This window comes from Acidovorax sp. GW823-FHT05D11 (genome assembly GCF_058795695.1).
The window spans coordinates 3,375,581-3,394,207 of the sequence record NZ_CM179502.1 but is presented as its reverse complement, the minus strand read 5'-3'; the positions used below and the strand labels follow the sequence as shown (position 1 = coordinate 3,394,207).

The following is an 18,627-nucleotide window of genomic DNA, read 5'->3' as shown; positions in this document are numbered from 1 at the left end:
CGGGTCAGGCGTTGCCGGGAGGGGGCTGGGCCGGGCGCAGTGCACGTGGCAACTGGCCCTGGAACAGGGGGGTGACCTGGTCGATCACGCCCCGCGCTCCGGTTTCGCCGCGCAAGGGCACAAGCGTGCTGAAGAGATCGGTGCGCAGGTACCACAACGCTTCGATGTCGCCGGCGTAGCGCAGGCGCATGTTCATGCGCGCCACCTCGCAACCGCTCATGCCCGCCAGGCTTTGCAGCATGGCCCGGCGTACCTCCTCCAGCCCGTGGTCGCGCACCCAGGCCGTCGATGACGGCTTATCACGGCCCAGAAGGTCGTGAAGATTGTTGCGGAGATTGGGCTTGTTCCAGCGCATGGAGGGAAGCGGACGCATTTTTTGTAACAGGGTCGGCCAAATTAAGCGGGAGCGAGGCGCCACGCAAGGGGCGCGCTACTGTTTTTGCGTAAAGACAACAGACGCACCTTGTTTGTTGCGAACTTTTACGTGTTTGTTGATTTTTTTGGGATGGGCGGCAAATCGCGGGTGGCAACCGCCGCCATGTACCGCCGGGCCCACGAAATTCACTTTGCCTGGGGCACCCCCGCGGCGCCGTCAGGTCCCGGGTGGCACCATCGGACGCCTGGCGGCGCCGGGCAACGATTCTTGACGCTTTCATGGGTGCGCCGCCAGGGCGCTTGCACTAAACTGATTCACATGATGTTACCAATAGGCCGGTGTCCATGAGCGTGCTGTCGACGATGGTCTTTGCGGACATCTCGGGCAGCACCGCCTTGTATGAAGCGCTGGGTAATGAGCGCGCCACCGAGGCGGTGACCCAGGTGACGCAATGGATCAGCGACACCATCCAGACGCACGGGGGGCGGGTGGTCAAGAAGCTGGGCGACGGGGTGCTGGGCGTTTTTGGCGATGCCGCCAGCGCCGTATCCGCCATGGCGGCCATGCTGCGCGAGCACAAGGCCCGCCAGGAGCGCTGGCCCCAGCCCTTGCGCATGGAAGTGCGCGTTGGCGTGGCCAGCGGCGAAGTGGTGGATGTGGATGGCGACTGCTATGGCGATGCCGTCAACGTCGCCTCCCGGCTGTGCGAGCGGGCCGGCCCGGCCGAGATCTGGGCCACCGAGACCACCGTGCTGCTGGCGGGGGCCGCGCCGGATGTCTGGTACCGCAAGCTGGGCATGATGGACATTCGCGGCAAGGCCGAGCTGCTGATGCTCTACCACGTGGAGTGGCGCGAGGACGAGGCGCCCGACTCCCTCACCATGCAGGCTTCCCTTGTCAGCAACTTTGCGCCGGCAGACTCGATCCTGGGGCACATCCAGTTCTCGTGGCATGGCGTGGACCGCACCTTCACCTCGTCCGACGCCCCCGTCCTGGTGGGGCGGGCGCTGCACGCCCAGCTGTGCGTCGACGATCCGCGCGTCTCGCGCCTGCATGCGCGCATCGACTGGCGCAACAGCGGCTTCGTCCTGACGGACATGAGCAGCTTTGGAACCTGGGTGCGGTTCGAGGGCAGCGATTCGCCCGTGCGGCTGCGGCGCGATGCCTGCATCCTGCATGGCACCGGGCACATCGCGCTGGGCGTTTCCTTCACGGAGCCCAGTGCGCCGACCATGAGCTTCCACGTCGCCGGAGGCAGCGTGCGCCTGCGCTGACGGGCTGCGCGAGGGACTTCCGCCATGGGGCTGCCCGGGCGCCGGGCACCTCCTTCGGGCCGGTCGCGGCCCGGGCGATACGGACACACGACACACCCAACAACAGGAGACAACAAAGATGGCATGGATGAAGCGGACGGCCCTGGGGCTGGTGGCGGCGGCGCTGCTGGCAGGCGCGGGCGCGGCGGTGTATGTGCAGCGGAGCTTTGCGAAACTCGACGGCGAACTGGGCGTGGCGGGGCTGGGCAGCGCGGTGCAGGTGCGGCGCGATGGGGCCGACGTGGCCCACATCCAGGCGCGCACGCCGCAGGACGCCTGGTTCGCGATGGGGTATGTGCACGCGCAGGAGCGCACCTGGCAGCTGGAGTTCAACCGCCGGGTCATGCATGGCCAGCTGTCGGAGGTCTTCGGCCCCGCGACGCTCGAAACCGACAAGCTGATGCGCGCTCTGGACATCATGGGCGCGGCCCGGCGCCAGTACGCAGGCCTGCCGCCCTATGCCAAGGAGGCCTTGCAGGCCTACAGCAAGGGCATCCACGCGTTCCACCTGAAACGGCCCCAGGCCCTGCCCCCCGAATTCCATGTGCTCGGCGTCCAGCCCGGCGGCGCGGCGGGCGCGGTGTGGGAGCCCGAGGACAGCGTGGGCTGGGCGCTGATGATGGCGCTGGACCTGGGCGGCAACTGGGGAACGGAATTCGCGCGCCTGTCGGTCGCGCGGACGCTGGACACCGACCGCCTGTGGCAATTGATGCCACCCTATCCGGGCGAGAAGCCGGCCGCATCGGCCGACCTCGCCGCGCTGTACCGGCAGCTTGGGGTGTACCGCGCGGCTGGCGCGGGCTCCACGGCGGCCGGGCCGGGCGGTGCCGACGGGCTGGCGGCGGCCAGCGGGGCAGCCAGCCGCAAGGACGAAGGCCTGCTGTCGCGGCAGATCAGCGCCGGCATGCTGGCCTGGGCCGATGAGTTGACGCGCAACGCGGGCACCAATGAAGGCAAGGGCAGCAACAACTGGGTGCTGGCGGGAACCCGCACCGTCAGCGGCAAGCCGCTGCTGGCCAACGACCCGCACCTGGGGCTGTCGGCCCCGGCCATCTGGTACTTCGCCGGCATGCAGGCGCCCGCCGGCACCGCGTCGGACGGCACGCCCATCGCCGCCATCGATGCCGTGGGGGCCACCTTGCCCGGCCTGCCATTCGTGGTGCTGGGGCGCACCGACCGCGTGGCCTGGGGCTTCACCAACACGGGGCCGGACGTGCAGGACCTGTACCTGGAGCAGATCAACCCGGCCGATGCGGCGCAGTACCGCACGCCAGAAGGCTGGGCGCCCTTCACGGTGCGCAGCGAAACCATCCGCGTCAAGGGCGGGGCCGACGTGCAGCTGGCGCTGCGCAGCACCCGCCATGGGCCGGTGCTGAGCGACGTGCAGAAGTCGCACGCCGAGGTGCTGGACCTGGGCAAGTACGTGCTCTCGCTGCGCTGGAGCGCGCTGGACGCTGACAACCAGACCGTGCTGGCGGGCTTGAAGACCAACCAGGCCAAGAGCGTGGACGAACTCTTCGAGGGGCTGGCGCACTACCACTCGCCCATGCAGAGCGTGGTGGCCGCCGACGACCAGGGCCACATCCGCTTCAAGGCGGCGGGGCGCGTGCCGCTGCGCGATGCCGCCAACGACATCCGCGGCGTGGCCCCGTCCCCCGGCTGGGATGCGCGCTACGACTGGAAGGGCTGGCTGCCCTACGAACAAACCCCGCAGGACGATGGCAAAGGCAGCGCAGATGGCGCCCAAGGCGCCAGGGGCTGGATCGCCACGGCCAACCAGCGCGTGACGGCGCCGGACTACCCGCACTTCCTCACGCAGGACTGGGCCTTGCCCTACCGCTACGAGCGCATCGCGCAGCTCATCGAGGCCACCGAAAAACACGACGCGGCCAGCATGCAGGCCATCCACCGCGATGTGACCTCGCTGGCCACGCGCCGCCTGCTGCCCCACCTGCAACAGGCGCAGTCCGCACACGCGCTGGCGGCCGCCGCCCAGAAAGAGCTGCAAGGCTTTGACGGCGTGATGGACGCGGGCAAGGCCGCGCCGCTGATCTTCGTGGCCTGGACGGACGAACTCGCGCGCGGCCTCATCATTCCGCGCATCGGTGAAGACCGCTTCACCGCAACCTATGGCAAGCGCGACTACCGCGCGGCGCTCGAAGGCATCCTGGAGCGCAACGACACTTGGTGGTGCCAGCCCGCATCGTGTGCCGGGCAATCTGCCGCTGCCCTGGGCCGCGCGCTCGACCGCCTGCAGGCAGCCTATGGGGCGGACCCGGCCCGGTGGCGCTGGGGCACGGCGCACCCCGCGCTCAGCGTGCACCGGCCCTTTGGCAACGTGCCCGCGCTGGCGCGTTTCTTCGATGTGAGCGTGCCTTCGCATGGCGATGCGTACACCGTGAACGTGGGGCAGTACAACGCGGGCGAGGCCACGGGCCCGTATGTGAACCGCCATGCGGCCTCGCTGCGCGCGGTGTATGACCTGGCCGACCTGGAGCAGTCGCGCTTCATCTACCAGACGGGCCAGAGCGGCCTCGTGTTCTCGCCGCGCTACCGCGACATGAGCACCACGTGGGCCGAGACCGGCTACCGCGCGCTGCAGCGCCAGCCCGCGCGCTGGGTGCACGCGCTGACGCTGACCCCCGCAACCCCCGCGCAGTGACGCGCGCCGCGAGGAGCCACGCCATGGGTTTTGTTCCGTTGATCGAAGTCACCCGGGGCGGCCTGCCCGAGTGCCAGCACTGGGGCGCCGTGGCCGTGGCCCACCGCGAAGGCCGGGTGCTGGCGCGGGTGGGCGACCCGTACACGGTCACCTTCACGCGCTCCACCATCAAGGCGTTCCAGGCGCTGCCCTTCATGCAGGCGGGCGGCGCACGGGCGCTTGGCTGGGGGCCGGGCGAGCTGGCGCTGCTGTGCGCCAGCCACAACGGCGAACCCATGCATGTGGAGCAGGTGGACCGCATGCTGGGCAGCGTGGACCAGGACCACCGCGCGCTGCGCTGCGGCTGCCACCGGCCTCTGTTTGCCGAGCTGGGGCTCGGCCCGTTGCCCGAAGGTTTTGTGCCCGACGAGCGCCACAACAACTGCAGCGGCAAACACGCCGGTTTTGTCGCGCACTGCGTGCGACAGGGGTTGCCGCTGGACGGCCACCTGGACCCGGCCCATCCGCTGCAGGTGGCGATCCGGGAGCATGTCGCGAAGGCAGTGGGGCTCGCACCCCATCAGCTGGCCATGGGCATCGACGGCTGCTCCGCCCCCAACTACGCCATGCCCCTGGCACACCTGGCGCGGGGCTATGCGCGGCTGGCGGGCGGCGCGCCGGATACCGACCTGCACGAGAGCCTGACCGCGCTGGCCGATGCCATGGTCGCGCGGCCCGAGCTGGGCTCGGGCACCGGACGGCACGACCTGGACTTCATGCGCGCAGGGCAGGGCGACTGGGTGTCCAAGACCGGGGCCGACGGCGTGCAGGTGGTGGGCAGCCGCAGCCGGGGCGAAGCCTTCGCGCTCAAGGTCATGGACGGCAACATGGTGGCGCAGGTGGCGGCGGCGGTGGAGGTGATGGACCAGCTCGGCTGGCTCGACACCCGCCAGCGCGAAGCGCTGGCCCCGCGCCGGTCCGCGCGCATCGCCAACGCCAAGGGGCTGCAGGTGGGCGAGCGGAAGGCGGTGTTCAGGCTGGAGCCGGCCGGCGGCTGAAGACCGGGCACGGGGCAAAGCCGGGCCTCCGCGCGGCGCCTGTTCAACGGGTTGTGATAAAAAGTGCCTCCAGCACACTACTGGTAAACGCTGGCAGCTACAAAAATAGTAGCAAATGGCTCCGTATCCGGCAGCACATAGATCACGCCGCGCGACTGGCCGAAAAGCGGCGCGATGAACTGGTTGTAGAACGCCTCGGGCGCATTCACGCAGCCGTAGCTGATGCGCTTGTCCTGCGCGCCCTGGCTGGCCAGGCGCTGGTGGCGGCGCTCGGCGGCGCTCACGCTGCGCACCCGGTGCAGCGACACGGCGGCGTCGTAGTCGATCCAGACGATGTCGTCGCCCTTGAGGTTGCGCCCGGGCTCGGTGACGAAGCGGCCCGCGGGCGTGGTGCGCTCTTCGGGGCGGATCTGCGACAGCGGCCGCTGGCCGATGTCGGGGGCGGACCGGTCGCCCAGCGCCGCACCCAGCAGCACTGGCGCGCTGCCCAGCCATTGCCCCCGGGCCGAGAACACATGGATGCGGGCGGCGGGCTTGTCGATCACGGCAAAAGGCAGGCCCTGGTGGTCGGCGGTGTCGGTGGCCCAGCGCACCAACCGGCGCGCCGTGGGCGAGGCATCCTTGGGCAATTCCGCAGCGCCGACGGGCAGGGTGGCCAGCACACAAGAAGCAGCCAGGGCGGTCAGCGCGAACCGGCGGTTCGCAGTCACAAAAAACATGTCTTCATCCAAAAAAGCGTGCTCATACGCACCGCCGCCGACACTGGCGCGCTGGAGGCCCGTGCACCCGTGGATCTGGCTTCGCCAGTCCACCGGGTGCGTCCCCGTCGGGGGAAGGCGCCATCGGGCGGCTCAGGGTGCTTCCGCCAGGGGGCTTCCTTCCCCCGCCAATGCCCTCAATAATGCCTGCACCCGCGACTCTTGCGAAGCTCCTGCTTCGTCCCTGCAATGTTCGACCGCCTCCGCAAAGCATTCAGCGCATCCGGCAGTTCCGCGTCCACCCCGGGCCGGCCGGTGACCAACCGCGACGTATCCCGCTGGGCGGCCGGCCAGCGGCTGGCGATCGTGGCGCATGCGACCGACGGGCATTTCGACCTGGGCGGCGATATCCACGGCCACCCCTGGCGGCTGGAATGCGGCGCGCCCACGCGCGAATATCTGCAGGGCCTGGAGCTGCGCGGCCGCGCCGACGTGGGCGCCGACCCGGATGCCGCGGTGATGGTGATCAACCGGCCCTTGCAGGAGGTGCTGGAGGGCACCGCCTACGACGCCATCACGGACACATTGCAGACCGCCGTGAGCAGCAGCCTGCCCGAGGAAATGCGCTGGCTTTCGATGTACGAGGAAATGTCCTGGCCCGGCCTGCCCGCGTCGTTCCGCGAGCATTTCACCGTGGTGTCCGAGCGCATCGAGCTGGCCCAGCGCTGGATCCATGCGCCCGTGGTCTCGCAGCTGCTCAACGCGGTGGAAGGCGAGGGCGGCGCCGAGCGGGCGAAATCGCCGCTGGTGCTGATGCTGGCGCGGGGCCGCGTCTATCTGCGCATGGAACACACGCAGCGCAGCCTGGCCGAGATCGCGCATGCCAAGCAGCTGCTGCTGGTGGCGGGGCAGGCCGCGCTGCAGAACCTGCCGCCCATGTCGGTGGCAGGGCCGGACGACGAGCCGGGCATTGCCGGGTAGTGTTGCAAGCGCCCGCCAAACGAAAACGGGGCCAGTGGCCCCGTTGTTCATGGTGCGGCATGCACCCCCCCCCCGCAAAACTGGCGCGCTCCAGGCGAGTGCACCGTGGAGCTGGTGTCGCCAGGCCACCGGGTGTGTCCCCCTCCCGCGTGCTACGCGAGCGAGGGGCTGAGTGCCACGGCTCCCCGCATGCCTGCGCACGCTGGGACGGCAGCAAAGAGCGGTCGCCTCTGGCGGAGCTTCATCCTCCGCGCGTGATGGGTACGCCCGCGTCGCGGCCGTAGGTGCCGTACTTGCCCAGCTCCCACTTGGCGATCGCGTTGCGGTGCACCTCGTCGGGGCCGTCGGCAAAGCGCAGCGTGCGCGCATTGGCATAGGCATAGGCCAGCGGGAAGTCATCGCACATGCCGCCACCGCCGTGCACCTGCATGGCCCAGTCGATCACCTGGCAGGCCATGCTGGGCGCCACCACCTTGATCATCGCGATCTCGGTCTTGGCGACCTTGTTGCCGGCCACGTCCATGAGCCAGGCGGCCTTGAGCGTGAGCAGGCGCGCCATGTCGATCTTGCAGCGGGCCTCGGCGATGCGCTCCTGCGTCACGGTCTGCTGGGCCACGGTCTTGCCGAAGGCCGTGCGCGACGAGGCGCGCTTGCACATCAGCTCCAGCGCGCGCTCGGCCAGCCCGATGAGGCGCATGCAGTGGTGGATGCGCCCGGGGCCCAGGCGGCCCTGGGCGATCTCGAAGCCACGGCCCTCGCCCAGCAGGATGTTGGAGACGGGCACACGCACGTTCTCGAAGGTCATCTCGACGTGGCCATGGGGCGCGTCGTCGTAGCCAAACACATTGAGCGGGCGAATGACGGTGATGCCCTTGGCGTCCGCCGGCACGAGCACCATGCTCTGCTGCGAATGGCGGGGGGCATCGGGGTCGGTCTTGCCCATGGTGACGAACACCGCGCAGCGTGGATCGGCCGCGCCGGAGATCCACCACTTGCGGCCGTTGATGACGTATTCGTCGCCCTGGCGCTCGATGCGCGTTTCGATGTTGGTGGCGTCGCTGGATGCCACGGCCGGCTCGGTCATGGCAAAGGCCGAGCGGATCTTGCCCTCGAGCAGCGGCTTGAGCCAGCGGGCCTTGTTGGCATCATCGCCGTAGCGCGCAATGGTCTCCATGTTGCCGGTGTCGGGCGCCGAGCAGTTGAACACCTCGCTGGCCCATGGCACGCGGCCCATGATCTCGGCCAGCGGGGCGTATTCCTGGTTGGTCAGGCCCGCGCCGTCGTATCCGGAGGCCGCCGCGCTGTCCACCGGCAGGAACAGGTTCCACAGGCCTGCCGCCTGGGCCTTAGGCTTGAGGTCCTCGATGGTCTTGAGCGCGCTCCAGCGCTTGCCCGCCGCCGTGTTGGCCGCCAGCTCGGCGGAGTAGGTGGCTTCGTTCGGATAGACGTGGTCATCCATGAACTGGAGCAGCCTGGCCTGCAGTTCCTTGGTTTTGGGCGAGTAGTCAAAGTCCATGGGTTTCTTCTCCGTTGGTAATCGTGGGGCGCCTCATCCCCGCTGCGCGAACGACCAGGCCAGCTCGGCCATCGGCCGTGCCGTGTCGCCCGAGGCCTTGGCCTGCGCGCTGGAGGCGGTGCCCGCCTCCACCCGCTTGGCGATGCCCTGCAGGATGGCGGCGATGCGGAACATGTTGTAGGCGAGGTAGAAGTTCCAGTCGGCGCGCAGCGCCTCGGGCGTGGCGATGCCGGTGCGCTCGCAGTAGCGGCGGATGTAGCTGTCTTCGCCGGGAATGCCCAGGGCCGCGAGGTCCTGTCCCGCGATGCCCCGGCCCATGGCGGCGGGGATGTGCCAGCTCATGCAGTGGTAGCTGAAGTCGGCCAGCGGGTGGCCCAGGGTGGACAGCTCCCAGTCGAGCACGGCGATCACGCGGGGCTCGGTGGGGTGGAACATGAGGTTGTCCAGCCGGTAGTCGCCGTGCACGATGGACACGTGGCCTTCATCGCGCGCGCTCGCCGGCATGTGGGCGGGCAGCCATTCCATGAGCCGGTCCATCTCGGGGATGGGCTGGGTGATGGAGGCCACGTACTGCTTGCTCCAGCGGCCGATCTGGCGGTCGAAATAGTTGCCCGGCTTGCCATAGCCGGCCAGTCCCCGGTCGGCGAACTTCACGGTGTGCAGCGCAGAGATCACGCGGTTCATCTCGTCGTAGATGGCGCCGCGCTCGGCGGGCGACATGCCGGGCAGCGACTGGTCCCACAGCACGCGGCCCTGCATGCACTCCATCACGTAGAAGGCGCGGCCGATGACCGACTCGTCCTCGCACAGCACGTGCATGCGGGGCACGGGCACGTCGGTGCCATCCAGGCCGCTCATCACCGCGAATTCGCGCTCGATGGCGTGGGCCGATGGCAGCAGCCTGGCCACGGGGCCGGGCTTGGAGCGCATCACGTAGTGGGCGCCGGGGGTGATGAGCTTGTAGGTGGGGTTGGACTGCCCGCCCTTGAACATCTCCACCGTCAGGGGGCCGGCAAAGCCTTCCATGTTCTGCGTGAGCCAGGCGGTCAGCGCGCCGATGTCGAACGCGTGCTGGTCGGAGACGGGACGGGTGCCAACGAAATGGTCAAAGTTGCTCATGGACGGGGCGAGGGTTCGGTCAGTCAGTTGTCGGTTTCAGCAATGCGCATGAGGGCGTCGCGATCGCGCACCACCAGGCCGCCCGGCTCGATGCGGATGGCGTCCTCGCGCTCCATGGCCTTGAGCTCCTGGTTCACCCGCTGGCGCGATGCGCCCAGCAGCTGCGCCAGTTCTTCCTGCGCCAGCTGCAGGCCGATGCGCATCTCGCTGCCGTCCGACAGGCTGGGAATGCCGTAGCTGCGCACCAGGTGCACGAGCTGCTTGGCCAGCCGCGCGCGCAGCGGCAGGGTGTTGAGGTCTTCCACCAGGCCGTAGAGCTGGCGGATGCGCCGCGCATGCAGGCGCAGCATGGCTTCGTAGAACTCGGTATGCGCCGCGAGGATCTTCCTGAAGTCGGCCTTGGCCACGCACAGGATCGTGGTGTCGCCGTGCGCATAGGCATCGTGCGTGCGCCGGTCCCCGTCGAAGATCGCCACGTCGCCGAACCAGATGCCCGGCTCCACATAGGTCAGCGTGATCTGCTTGCCCGAGATGGAGGTGGAGCTCACCCGCACCGCGCCGCGCGCGCACGCAATCCACTCCTCGGGCGGGTCGCCGCGCGCGGCGATGAGGCCGCCGTCCTTGAAGCGTTTGACGTATGCACATCGCAGGATGTCGTGGCGTAGTGAAGGTGAGAGGGAAGAAAACCAGCGACCTGAGTTGATCGCTTCACGTTCTTCGATAGTAAGAATCGGGTCGTCCATGGTCTGTCTTTTGTGTGACTGGAAACAGGCCCATTGTCGCGTCAGGGACCTTCGCGCAGCGTCAGGGTTGTCACCTGCGTGTCTGCAGCAGGCCCGCCATGCAAAAGCCCCTGGGTGCTTGGCGGCATCCCAGGGGCTTCATCGTGGATGGTGGTGGCCGTCGGCGTGCGGTCACCGCCGGCAGCTGCGGGGCTATTCGTAGCGGGGCACACGCTTTTCAAGGAACGCGGTGATGCCCACGCCGCCGTTGGCATGGTGCAGGTTGGTCACGAAATGATTGCGCTCCTGGCCCAGGTGGTGGGTGAGGCTTGCATGGGGTGCTTCATTGATCAGCTCCTTGATGCTGGCCAGCGCATTCGGCGCACGCGCATTGAGCTGCTCGGCCAGGGCGAGCGCGGCATCGAGTGCGCCCCCAGTTTCGGCAAGGCGGTTGACCACGCCCAGCGCGTGCAGGCGCTCGGCGCCAATCCGGTCGCCACACATCAGGATCTCCGTGGCCACCTGGCGGGGCAGGGCATGCACCAGGCTCCAGCTCGCGCCGCCGTCCGGAGACAGGGCCACGTTGCTGTAGGCCATCACGAACACGGCATTGCGCGCGGACACGATGAAGTCGCAGGCCAGCGCCAGCGAGAAGCCGGCACCGGCGGCGGCCCCCTCCACCGCGGCGATCACGGGCTTGGGATAGGTGCGGATGGTCTCGATCCAGTTGTGCAGCCCCTCGATGCTCTGGGCCTGCACCTCCGGGTCCTGCTGGCGGTTGGCCAGCAGGCGCTGCAGGTTGCCTCCCGAACAGAACATGCCGTCCGCGCCCGTGATGACCACGCTGCGGATGTCGGGGCTGCTTTCGGCCACGCCCAGCGCCTCCACGCCCGCCGCGTACATCGCAGGGTCGATGGCATTGCGCCGTTCGGGATTGCGAAGGGTCAGGATCAGGGTCTGGCCCTGGCTGGTGCTCTGGAGTTCTGCGGGCATGTGCGTGGGTTACCTTGTGAAGGGCTGCGGACGGTTCACGTGGGGGTGTGCAGTCGGTCTGGAAGCAGGGCCCGTGCGGTGCGCGCGGCCGGCGCCAGCGGCCGCCGCGCCCCGCAAGGAGTCTTCATTCATTCATTCCTCCACATGCGTGAGGCTCAGGCCGATCGCGCCGCGCCGGCGCAGCCAGGGGCTGGGGCGGTAGCGGGTGTCGCCATAGACGGTCTGCATGTTGAACAGCACTTCCAGGATGTTGGTGGGACCCCAGCGGTCGCCCATGGCCAAAGGCCCCAGCGGATAGCCCAGGCCCAGCGTGACGGCGGTTTCCAGGTCCTTGGGGGAGCAGATGCCTTGCTGGCAGATGTCGCTGGCGATGTTCACGATGGTGGCCACCACGCGCTGCGTGACGAAGCCGCCGCTGTCGCGGATCACGCTCACCGCCTTGCCGTCGCGGGCGAACAGCGCATGCGCCGCGTTGCGGATGTCCACGCGCGTGGCCGGGTTGGTCGCCAGCACGCGGCGTCTGGTGGCGGCATCGTCGATCAGCATGTCGATGCCGATGGTGCGGGCCGGGTCCAGGCGCTCGACCACGGCGACGGTGGTCACGTCAAAGCCCAGCGGCGCGACGAGCGTGATGGCCTGGGGCGAGGGCGATGGGCCGGTTTCGATGGTGGCGCCCAGGTCCTTCAGCAGCTGGTACAGCTCGGCGCGCCGTGCCGCGCGGGGCGACACCCATACCGGGGGAAGGTCGGTCACCACCGGGGGCGGTGCCTCTGCGGGGATTTGCGCCACGCCCTCCACGTAGCGGTAAAAACCTTCTCCCACCTTCTTGCCCACCACGCCGCCGGCCAGGCGCTGCGCGGTGATCACGCTGGGGCGAAAACGCGGCTCGTCGTAGTACTGGCGGTAGATGGATTCCATCACCGGGTGCGACACGTCCAGCGCGGTGAGGTCCATGAGCTCGAACGGGCCGAGCTTGAAACCCACCTGGTCGCGCAGGATGCGGTCGACGGTGGCGAAGTCGGCCACGCCTTCGCCCACGATGCGCAGGGCCTCCGTGCCGAAGCCGCGCCCCGCGTGGTTCACGATGAAACCCGGGGTGTCCTGCGCCTGAACGGGGGTGTGGCCCATCTCTTTGGCATAGGCCGCCAGGGCGGTGCAAATCGCGGGGTCGGTCTTGAGGCCCGCGATGACCTCGACAACCTTCATCAACGGCACCGGATTGAAGAAGTGAAAACCCGCCAGCCGCTGCGGGCGCTGGAGCGCCGCCCCAATCGCGGTCACGGACAGGGACGAGGTGTTGGTGGCCAGCACGGCATCGCTGCGCACCACGGACTCCAGTTCGGCAAACAGCTTCTGCTTCACATCCAGCCGCTCGACGATGGCTTCGATCACCAGGTCACACGCGGCCAGATCGGCCACTGCCTGCACCGGGTGCAGCCGCGCAGCGAGGGCCGTGGCTTGATCGGCATCAATGCGCCCTTTGGCGACCAGCTTGCTCCATTGGTCTTGGAGCGCAGCCTGGGCGGCCTGGGCGGCGCCTGGGGTTGCGTCGAGCAGAAAAACCTGGCTGCCGGCCTGCGCGGCGATCTGTGCAATGCCCCGACCCATGGCGCCGGTGCCCACGATTGCGATGTTGGGAAACTGAATTTTCATAGCGCCATTATGGCTGTGGCGTTGCGTGGGACTTATGTGCAAGAATGGGCTGCGCCAAAAACAGAATTTATTGTGAAAATCCGTAACACCATTTTTGGGACCGGTCTGTGGGTGGTTGCTGCGGGCGCCTCGGCACTTTCGCTGGGAGGCAGCAGAGGCACGGTGGTGTTGGGTGCACCGGTGGATCTGTCGTTCGATGTGCAGCCCGATCCAGGCACGGACGTGGCCTCTTCCTGTGTGACGGCGCAGCTGAAGGCGGGGGATACGCCGGTTGGCGATGCCAGGGTGCGTGTCGTGCCCCTGCCCGACATGCGCGGGCGTTCACCGGCCGTGCGGGTGCAGGCGGCCATCGCGGTGGATGAGCCTGTGTTGCTGGTCACCTTGTCGGCGGGATGCACGGGCAAGGTCACGCGCACCTACACTTTTCTTGCGGAACCTCCCGTCACGATGGCCCGGTCGGCGGCGCCGATCGATGTCGCGCGGCTGCCTTCTTTCCCCGAAGGTGGCACGGAGGCCCCCGGTGCGTCCCCGGGCGCGGCGGGCCAGCGAGCGGCCAGGCCGGCAGCACCCGCGGCGGCACCTTCTGCACCATTGCCTTCCGTGATCCGGTCCGCCACGGCACCGCCTCCTGCCGGCGCGGCGGAGCCCGTTTCCCGCAGTGCGCCCGCACGGCAGCCAGCGCGCGGCACGGCACGGCCCCCGGCCAGCGCCGCGTTGCCCCCGGCCAAGGGTACGGCGCAGGTGGCAAGGCCTGCGGACCAGGCCCGGCTCGTGGTCGAGCCGCTCGATATCTGGGTGGACCGGCCGGTGGCATTGCGTTCATCGCCCGGGTTGTTGGCCCTTCCTTCGGAGCAAGCCTCCGCGCAGCGCACCGAGGCCGCCGCCGTGTGGAAGGCGCTGAATGCCCAGCCGGATGATGCCCGCCAGGACAGCGGCCGGCTCAAGGCGCTGGAGAACGATGTGGCCACGCTGCGTGCGCAGGCGGCCCGCGACCGGGCCAGCGCGGCGCAGTTGCAGCAGCAACTGGAACTGGCCGAGAACGACAGATTCCCGGCCACGGTGGTGTATGTGCTGGGCGGCTTGCTGTTGCTGGCATTGCTGCTCGCGGCGTGGACATGGACGCGCTTGCGCAGCGCCTCCGACAAGGCGGTGCGCGCGTGGCGCGATTCCGTGGCGGCGCTGGGCGGGCGCGATGCAATGGCCGCGCACGAAGCCGCCCTGGGACTTGCGCCCCATCCGGGCGATGCCTGGCTGTCGTCCGGCGAGTCCCCGGCTTCCGAAGCGGCGGCAGTGGCTTCCACCGCATCCGCGGCGCCCGGGCCCGCCTTCGTGGCCACCGCCCCCGTGCCGAGTGCGCCCGCGCCGCTGCCGGCCAGCCCGCCCCCCGCTGCAGCACCGCCCCAGCCCGTACTGCACATCGTCAGCCCCGAAGAGCTCTTCGACATTCAGCAGCAGGCCGAGTTCTTCATTTCGGTGGGGGAGCACCAGCAGGCCATCGAGGTGCTCAAGAAGCACATCGCCGAGCGGGGCGATACCTCGCCCCTGGCGTATCTGGAGCTTCTGCGGCTTTATCACACGCTGAGCCGGGTGGAGGAGTTCTCGCAACTGCGCGCTCAGTTCATGCGCTCGTTCAATGCGCAGGTGCCCGAATTTACCGGCTTCCACCGCACCGGCCGCATGCTCTATCACTACACCGATGCGCTGGCGGAGATCGAGGCCGAATGGACCTCTCCGTCCGTGCTCGGGCTGCTGGAGAAATTGCTGTTCCGGCAGGACGGCGCCGTGTCGGTGGAGCCGTTTGATCTGGCGGCCTACGACGACCTGCTGCTGCTGCTGGCCATCGCGCAGACCACCCCGGCAAGCGCCCGGGGCGCGCCTGCGCCCCGCAAGCGCACCACGCCACTGGCCGAGCCGCGTGTCGACGCGCAGGTGCTGGCAGCGCCGCCCGTGGCGCCGGCAAGCACAGCGGGGGGCGGCCTGCCGCTGGATTCGCTGTCCGCGAGCCTGGAGTTCGATCTGGGCGAAATGCCTTCGGCCACAGGATGGCCGCCGCAGGAACTGGCGGCCATCGCGCCTTCCATGCCCGACGCTGACACCCGGGGTGCGCCGCTGGACCTCGATCTCTCGGAGCCGCCCCACCTGACGCTCAGCGATTTGCCGCCCGTGCCCGCGACCGCGCCACCGTCCTCGGGCCAGGCGGTGGGCTTCGGCATGGACAACGACCTGGTGGAGCTGCGGCTGGAGCTGGAGCAGAAGAAGGCCGACCGCAGCTAGGCCGCGGCGGCGCGCCCTCCGGCCCCCGCGGGCCTGGCCTTACTCCACCATCCCGCGCATGAGCTGCGCGGCCGCGGCTTCGGGGTCGGAGGCATTGACGATGGCCCGCACGACGGCGATGGACCCCACGCCCGTGGCGCGCACCTGGGCAAACTGCTCCGCCCCGATGCCGCCAATGGCCACCTGGGGGTAGTGGCGCAGCAGGCGCGCATAGGCACCCAGCCGGCCCACGCCCTGTGGCGCGGTGGCCATCTTCTTGAGGGTGGTGGGAAACACGGCACCCATGGCAATGTAGCTGGGCCCCACGGCATCTGCGCGCACCATTTCCGCGTAGCCATGGGTGCTGACCCCCAGGCGCAGGCCCGAAGCGCGCAGCGCCTGAAGCTCGTCGGGGGCCAGTGCATCCAGGTCTTCCTGGCCCAGGTGGATGCCGTAGGCGCCCGCCTGGATGGCCACGCGCCAATGGTCATTGATGAACAGCAGGGCGCCCGTGCCCTCGACCGCCTGCACGGCGGCGTGGACCTCCTGCGCAATCGCGTGCTCGTCGGCGGATTTGAAGCGCAGCTGCACCGTGGGCACGCCCGCGCGGGCCATGCGGCCCACCCAGCCGGCATCCGGCAGCACGGCGTACAGGCCCAGCCTTTCCGGGCAGGGGGCGAACGCATCGGCGCGCGGCCGGGGCACCAGGCCAAAGTCCTGTGGCTCGTCGGGCCACTGGGCTGGCTGGAAGGCGCCCGTGCGCAGGCTCTGCGCCAGCCAGGCCTGGGCCAGGCATTCCGCGTCGTGGGCAATGAAGCCCAGCGTGCTGCAGGCCTGCAGGGCTGCCAGGTAGGCGGGTTCCTGCCGCGTGGGCTCCGGGACAGGCTCGGCGCCAAAGCCCGCGAAGGTGGGGGCGTGGTGCGCAAGAAGGGCCTGCACCATGGCGCTGGTGTCGTCACGCATGTTGTTCATGGTGCCAGAAGGGGGTGCCGAGCACGGGCGTGCTGGGCTGGGCGGCCTCCTGCGCCGCCATGGCACCGGCCTTGCGCGCGGCACGCCCGGCATTCACGGCGTCGGCGAACGCGCCCGCCATGGCCACCGGGTCCTGCGCCAGGGCCACGGCGGTGTTCAGCAGCACGCCGTCATAGCCCCATTCCATCACCTGGCAGGCATGCGACGGCAGGCCCAGGCCCGCATCCACGAGCATGGGCACGTCCAGGCGCTCGCGCAGCGTCTGCAGTGCATAGGGGTTCACGGGGCCACGCCCGGTGCCGATGGGCGCTGCCCAGGGCATGACGGCCTGGCAGCCCACATCGACGAGCCGCTGGCACAGCACCAGGTCTTCCGTGCAGTACGGCAGCACCTGAAAACCTTCCTTGATGAGGTGTTCCGCCACGCCTACCAGGTTCAGCGTGTCGGGCTGCAGCGTGTAGTCGTCGCCGATCAGCTCCAGCTTGATCCACGGTGTGTTGAACACCTCGCGCGCCATCTGCGCGGTGGTGATGGCCTCTTGCGCGCTGTGGCAGCCGGCGGTGTTGGGCAGCACGGGCACGTTGAGCTTGCGCAGCAGCTCCCAGAAGCTGCTGCCGCTTTCGGCCGGGTTGCTGCCCTGGCGGCGCAACGACGCAGTGACCATGGCGGGCTGCGCGCGCAGCACGGCGGCTTCGAGCACCGCAGGGGATGGGTAGCGCGAGGTGCCCAGCAGCAGGCGGCTGGCGAACTGCTGGCCGTACAGCACCAGGGGGTCTTGGGGCGTCGAGGTGGTCATGAATTTACTATATTTTTAATAGCTGCTAGCGCTTTGTGGATAAGCGCCAAGGGCCAATTTGTCTCAAGAAAGAAGGCCGGGGGTCAGCCCCCCGTCACGGGCGAGATGATTTCCACGCGGTCGCCGGGCTGCAGGGCCTGCGCGGCGTAGCGGGTGTTGGGCACAAAGTGGGTGTTCACGGCCACCGCAAACGGAGGGCGTGCCGCGATGGCGGCCACGGCATCGGCCACGGTGGCCCCTTCGGGCAGTTCATGCGGGATCTGGTTGATGGAGATGTTCATGCGAAGGCAGCGGCCGCGCTGGACTGGGAGGCGGGTTTCAGGTCCAGCGCGAGGTCAAAACGTTGCGAAAGCTGCGATTGTCCCGCGTTCAGCACTTCCAGCGTCACATCCAGCATCGCCGGCGCGATCATGAAGCCGTGGCGGTACAGGCCATTGATCTCCAGCACGCCCCGGCGCGGCTGGCGGATGGCGGGCAGGTTGTCGGGCAGCGTGGGGCGGCACTGCGTGGCCAGCTCCAGGATGCGGCCTTCCGCGAAGCCGGGGTGCACGGCGTAGGCGGCGGAGAGCAGCTCCAGCGTCGATCGCACGCTGGCGGGCGAGAGGTCGTCCGATTCGATCTCGGTCGCGCCGATCACGAACAGATGGTCTTGTTTGGGCGCGATGTAGATCGGGTAGCGCGGGTGCACCAGCCGCGTGGGGCGCTGCAGCGTGACATCCGGTGCGTGGATGCGCACCACCTCGCCCCGCACACCCCGCAACGCGGGCCATTGGGCCCTGGCACCGAGGCCGCGGCAGTCCAGCACCCAGTCGGGCTGGCCGGGGGCGCCGGGCGCAAAGGCCTCGGGCGACCGGGGCGCGTGCCAGTGCGCGCGCACGGACAGCCGCTGCATTTCCACCACCAGGGCTGCCAGCAGCTGCCGGTTGTCGAGCTGGCCTTCACCGGGCAGGTACAGCCCCTGCGCAAAGCGCTGCGCCAGCGTGGGCTCCGCCTGGGCCAGCGCGGCGCCGTCGAGCTTTTGCAGCGCGGGCAGCTCGGGCACCGTGTGCTGGTTGGCCTCCAGCAGGCGCGTGAGCCGCTGGGCTTCGGCCGCGTCCTGCCGGTGCCACACGATGAGCGTGCCGGCCTGCTGGAAGAACACGGGCTCGGCCAGCGCCGCCAGCAGCTGCGGCCAGCGGGTGAGGGCATGGTGGCCCATGCGCACCACGCCGGGCTCGGTGATGGCCGATTCGGCCAGCGGCGCCAGCATGGCGGCGGCCACGGTCGCGGCCGAATGCTCGGCGGCCGGGCTGCCCGCGTCATAGATGTCCACACGGTGCCCCTGGCGGGCCAGCTCCACCGCCAGCAATCGGCCCATGAGGCCCGCGCCCAGAATGGCAAAAGAAGAGGGTTGAAGTGGCATAAGTCCGTCTGTCTGTCTGTGTGTTGGCTGGCAACCATGGACAAAACGGGGGCAGAGCCGCTCTTGGAAACTCCCCACGCCAGCATGACCTGGATCGGGTAGCGGGGCCAGTACGCGCCGCGCGGTGCGCAGTG

General features: G+C 69.2%; 16 protein-coding genes. 5 read left to right on the top strand and 11 right to left on the bottom strand.

Going from position 1 to position 18,627, the window contains the following annotated elements; translation table 11 throughout:
• Positions 1-4 precede the first annotated feature (4 nt).
• Entirely contained in the window at positions 5-373 is a 369-nt protein-coding gene (locus AC3RCE_RS15775; protein ID WP_255594638.1) for a hypothetical protein, read from the bottom strand.
• 347 nt (positions 374-720) lie between these two features.
• On the opposite strand from AC3RCE_RS15775, the gene AC3RCE_RS15770 reads away from it, so the two are divergent.
• The 3 genes from AC3RCE_RS15770 (at position 721) to AC3RCE_RS15760 (ending at position 5,388) form a co-directional block, all read left to right on the top strand.
• A complete protein-coding gene (locus AC3RCE_RS15770) occupies positions 721-1,650 on the top strand; it encodes an adenylate/guanylate cyclase domain-containing protein (RefSeq protein WP_218294584.1) in 930 nt (309 codons plus the stop codon).
• 118 nt (positions 1,651-1,768) lie between these two features.
• Entirely contained in the window at positions 1,769-4,351 is a 2,583-nt protein-coding gene (locus AC3RCE_RS15765; RefSeq protein ID WP_218294585.1) for a penicillin acylase family protein, read from the top strand.
• Positions 4,352-4,374: 23 nt separating this feature from the next.
• Positions 4,375-5,388, top strand: a complete 1,014-nt coding sequence (locus tag AC3RCE_RS15760) for an asparaginase (RefSeq protein ID WP_218294586.1) — start codon at positions 4,375-4,377, stop codon at positions 5,386-5,388.
• A 77-nt stretch (positions 5,389-5,465) separates the two neighbouring features.
• Here AC3RCE_RS15760 and AC3RCE_RS15755 read toward each other — a convergent pair whose 3' ends face one another.
• Positions 5,466-6,107 carry a hypothetical protein gene (locus AC3RCE_RS15755; protein WP_218294587.1) on the bottom strand — a complete coding sequence of 214 codons (642 nt, stop codon included), beginning with the start codon at positions 6,105-6,107 and terminating at the stop codon, positions 5,466-5,468.
• Between the two features lie 228 nt (positions 6,108-6,335).
• Here AC3RCE_RS15755 and AC3RCE_RS15750 point away from each other — a divergent pair, with 228 nt between their 5' ends.
• The gene (locus AC3RCE_RS15750) at positions 6,336-7,067 is read left to right on the top strand and encodes a hypothetical protein (RefSeq protein WP_218294588.1); all 732 of its coding nucleotides are present in this window, start codon (positions 6,336-6,338) and stop codon (positions 7,065-7,067) included.
• A gap of 241 nt (positions 7,068-7,308) precedes the next feature.
• Here the strand turns inward: AC3RCE_RS15750 and AC3RCE_RS15745 are convergent, their stop codons facing one another.
• From AC3RCE_RS15745 to AC3RCE_RS15725, 5 genes are all read right to left on the bottom strand, one after another.
• A complete protein-coding gene (locus tag AC3RCE_RS15745) occupies positions 7,309-8,583 on the bottom strand; it encodes an acyl-CoA dehydrogenase family protein (RefSeq protein ID WP_218294589.1) in 1,275 nt (424 codons plus the stop codon).
• A gap of 33 nt (positions 8,584-8,616) precedes the next feature.
• Complete coding sequence (locus tag AC3RCE_RS15740) at positions 8,617-9,702, bottom strand: phosphotransferase (protein ID WP_492253435.1); 1,086 nt, start codon at positions 9,700-9,702, stop codon at positions 8,617-8,619.
• Positions 9,703-9,725: 23 nt separating this feature from the next.
• A complete protein-coding gene (locus AC3RCE_RS15735; RefSeq protein WP_218294591.1) occupies positions 9,726-10,445 on the bottom strand; it encodes a Crp/Fnr family transcriptional regulator in 720 nt (239 codons plus the stop codon).
• A 192-nt stretch (positions 10,446-10,637) separates the two neighbouring features.
• Positions 10,638-11,417, bottom strand: coding sequence for an oxepin-CoA hydrolase, alternative type (locus AC3RCE_RS15730; protein WP_218340984.1), 780 nt, complete (start codon positions 11,415-11,417; stop codon positions 10,638-10,640).
• Between the two features lie 132 nt (positions 11,418-11,549).
• On the bottom strand, positions 11,550-13,070 hold the full coding sequence (locus AC3RCE_RS15725; protein ID WP_492253434.1) for a 3-hydroxyacyl-CoA dehydrogenase: 1,521 nt from the start codon (positions 13,068-13,070) through the stop codon (positions 11,550-11,552).
• Positions 13,071-13,142: 72 nt separating this feature from the next.
• Here AC3RCE_RS15725 and AC3RCE_RS15720 point away from each other — a divergent pair, with 72 nt between their 5' ends.
• Entirely contained in the window at positions 13,143-15,344 is a 2,202-nt protein-coding gene (locus AC3RCE_RS15720; protein ID WP_492253433.1) for a type IV pilus assembly protein FimV, read from the top strand.
• A gap of 39 nt (positions 15,345-15,383) precedes the next feature.
• On the opposite strand, the gene thiE is transcribed toward AC3RCE_RS15720, so the two are convergent.
• The 4 genes from thiE to AC3RCE_RS15700 form a co-directional block, all read right to left on the bottom strand.
• Complete coding sequence (gene thiE / locus AC3RCE_RS15715) at positions 15,384-16,286, bottom strand: thiamine phosphate synthase (RefSeq protein ID WP_492245519.1); 903 nt, start codon at positions 16,284-16,286, stop codon at positions 15,384-15,386.
• A complete protein-coding gene (locus AC3RCE_RS15710) occupies positions 16,279-17,091 on the bottom strand; it encodes a thiazole synthase (RefSeq protein ID WP_218294595.1) in 813 nt (270 codons plus the stop codon). Before AC3RCE_RS15710 ends, thiE begins: the two co-directional genes overlap by 8 nt.
• Before the next feature lie 83 nt (positions 17,092-17,174).
• The gene (gene thiS / locus AC3RCE_RS15705) at positions 17,175-17,372 is read right to left on the bottom strand and encodes a sulfur carrier protein ThiS (protein ID WP_057272784.1); all 198 of its coding nucleotides are present in this window, start codon (positions 17,370-17,372) and stop codon (positions 17,175-17,177) included.
• Positions 17,369-18,493: an FAD-dependent oxidoreductase gene (locus AC3RCE_RS15700; RefSeq protein ID WP_492253432.1), complete on the bottom strand. Its 1,125-nt coding sequence runs from the start codon at positions 18,491-18,493 to the stop codon at positions 17,369-17,371. Before AC3RCE_RS15700 ends, thiS begins: the two co-directional genes overlap by 4 nt.
• Between the last annotated feature and the right edge of the window lie 134 nt (positions 18,494-18,627).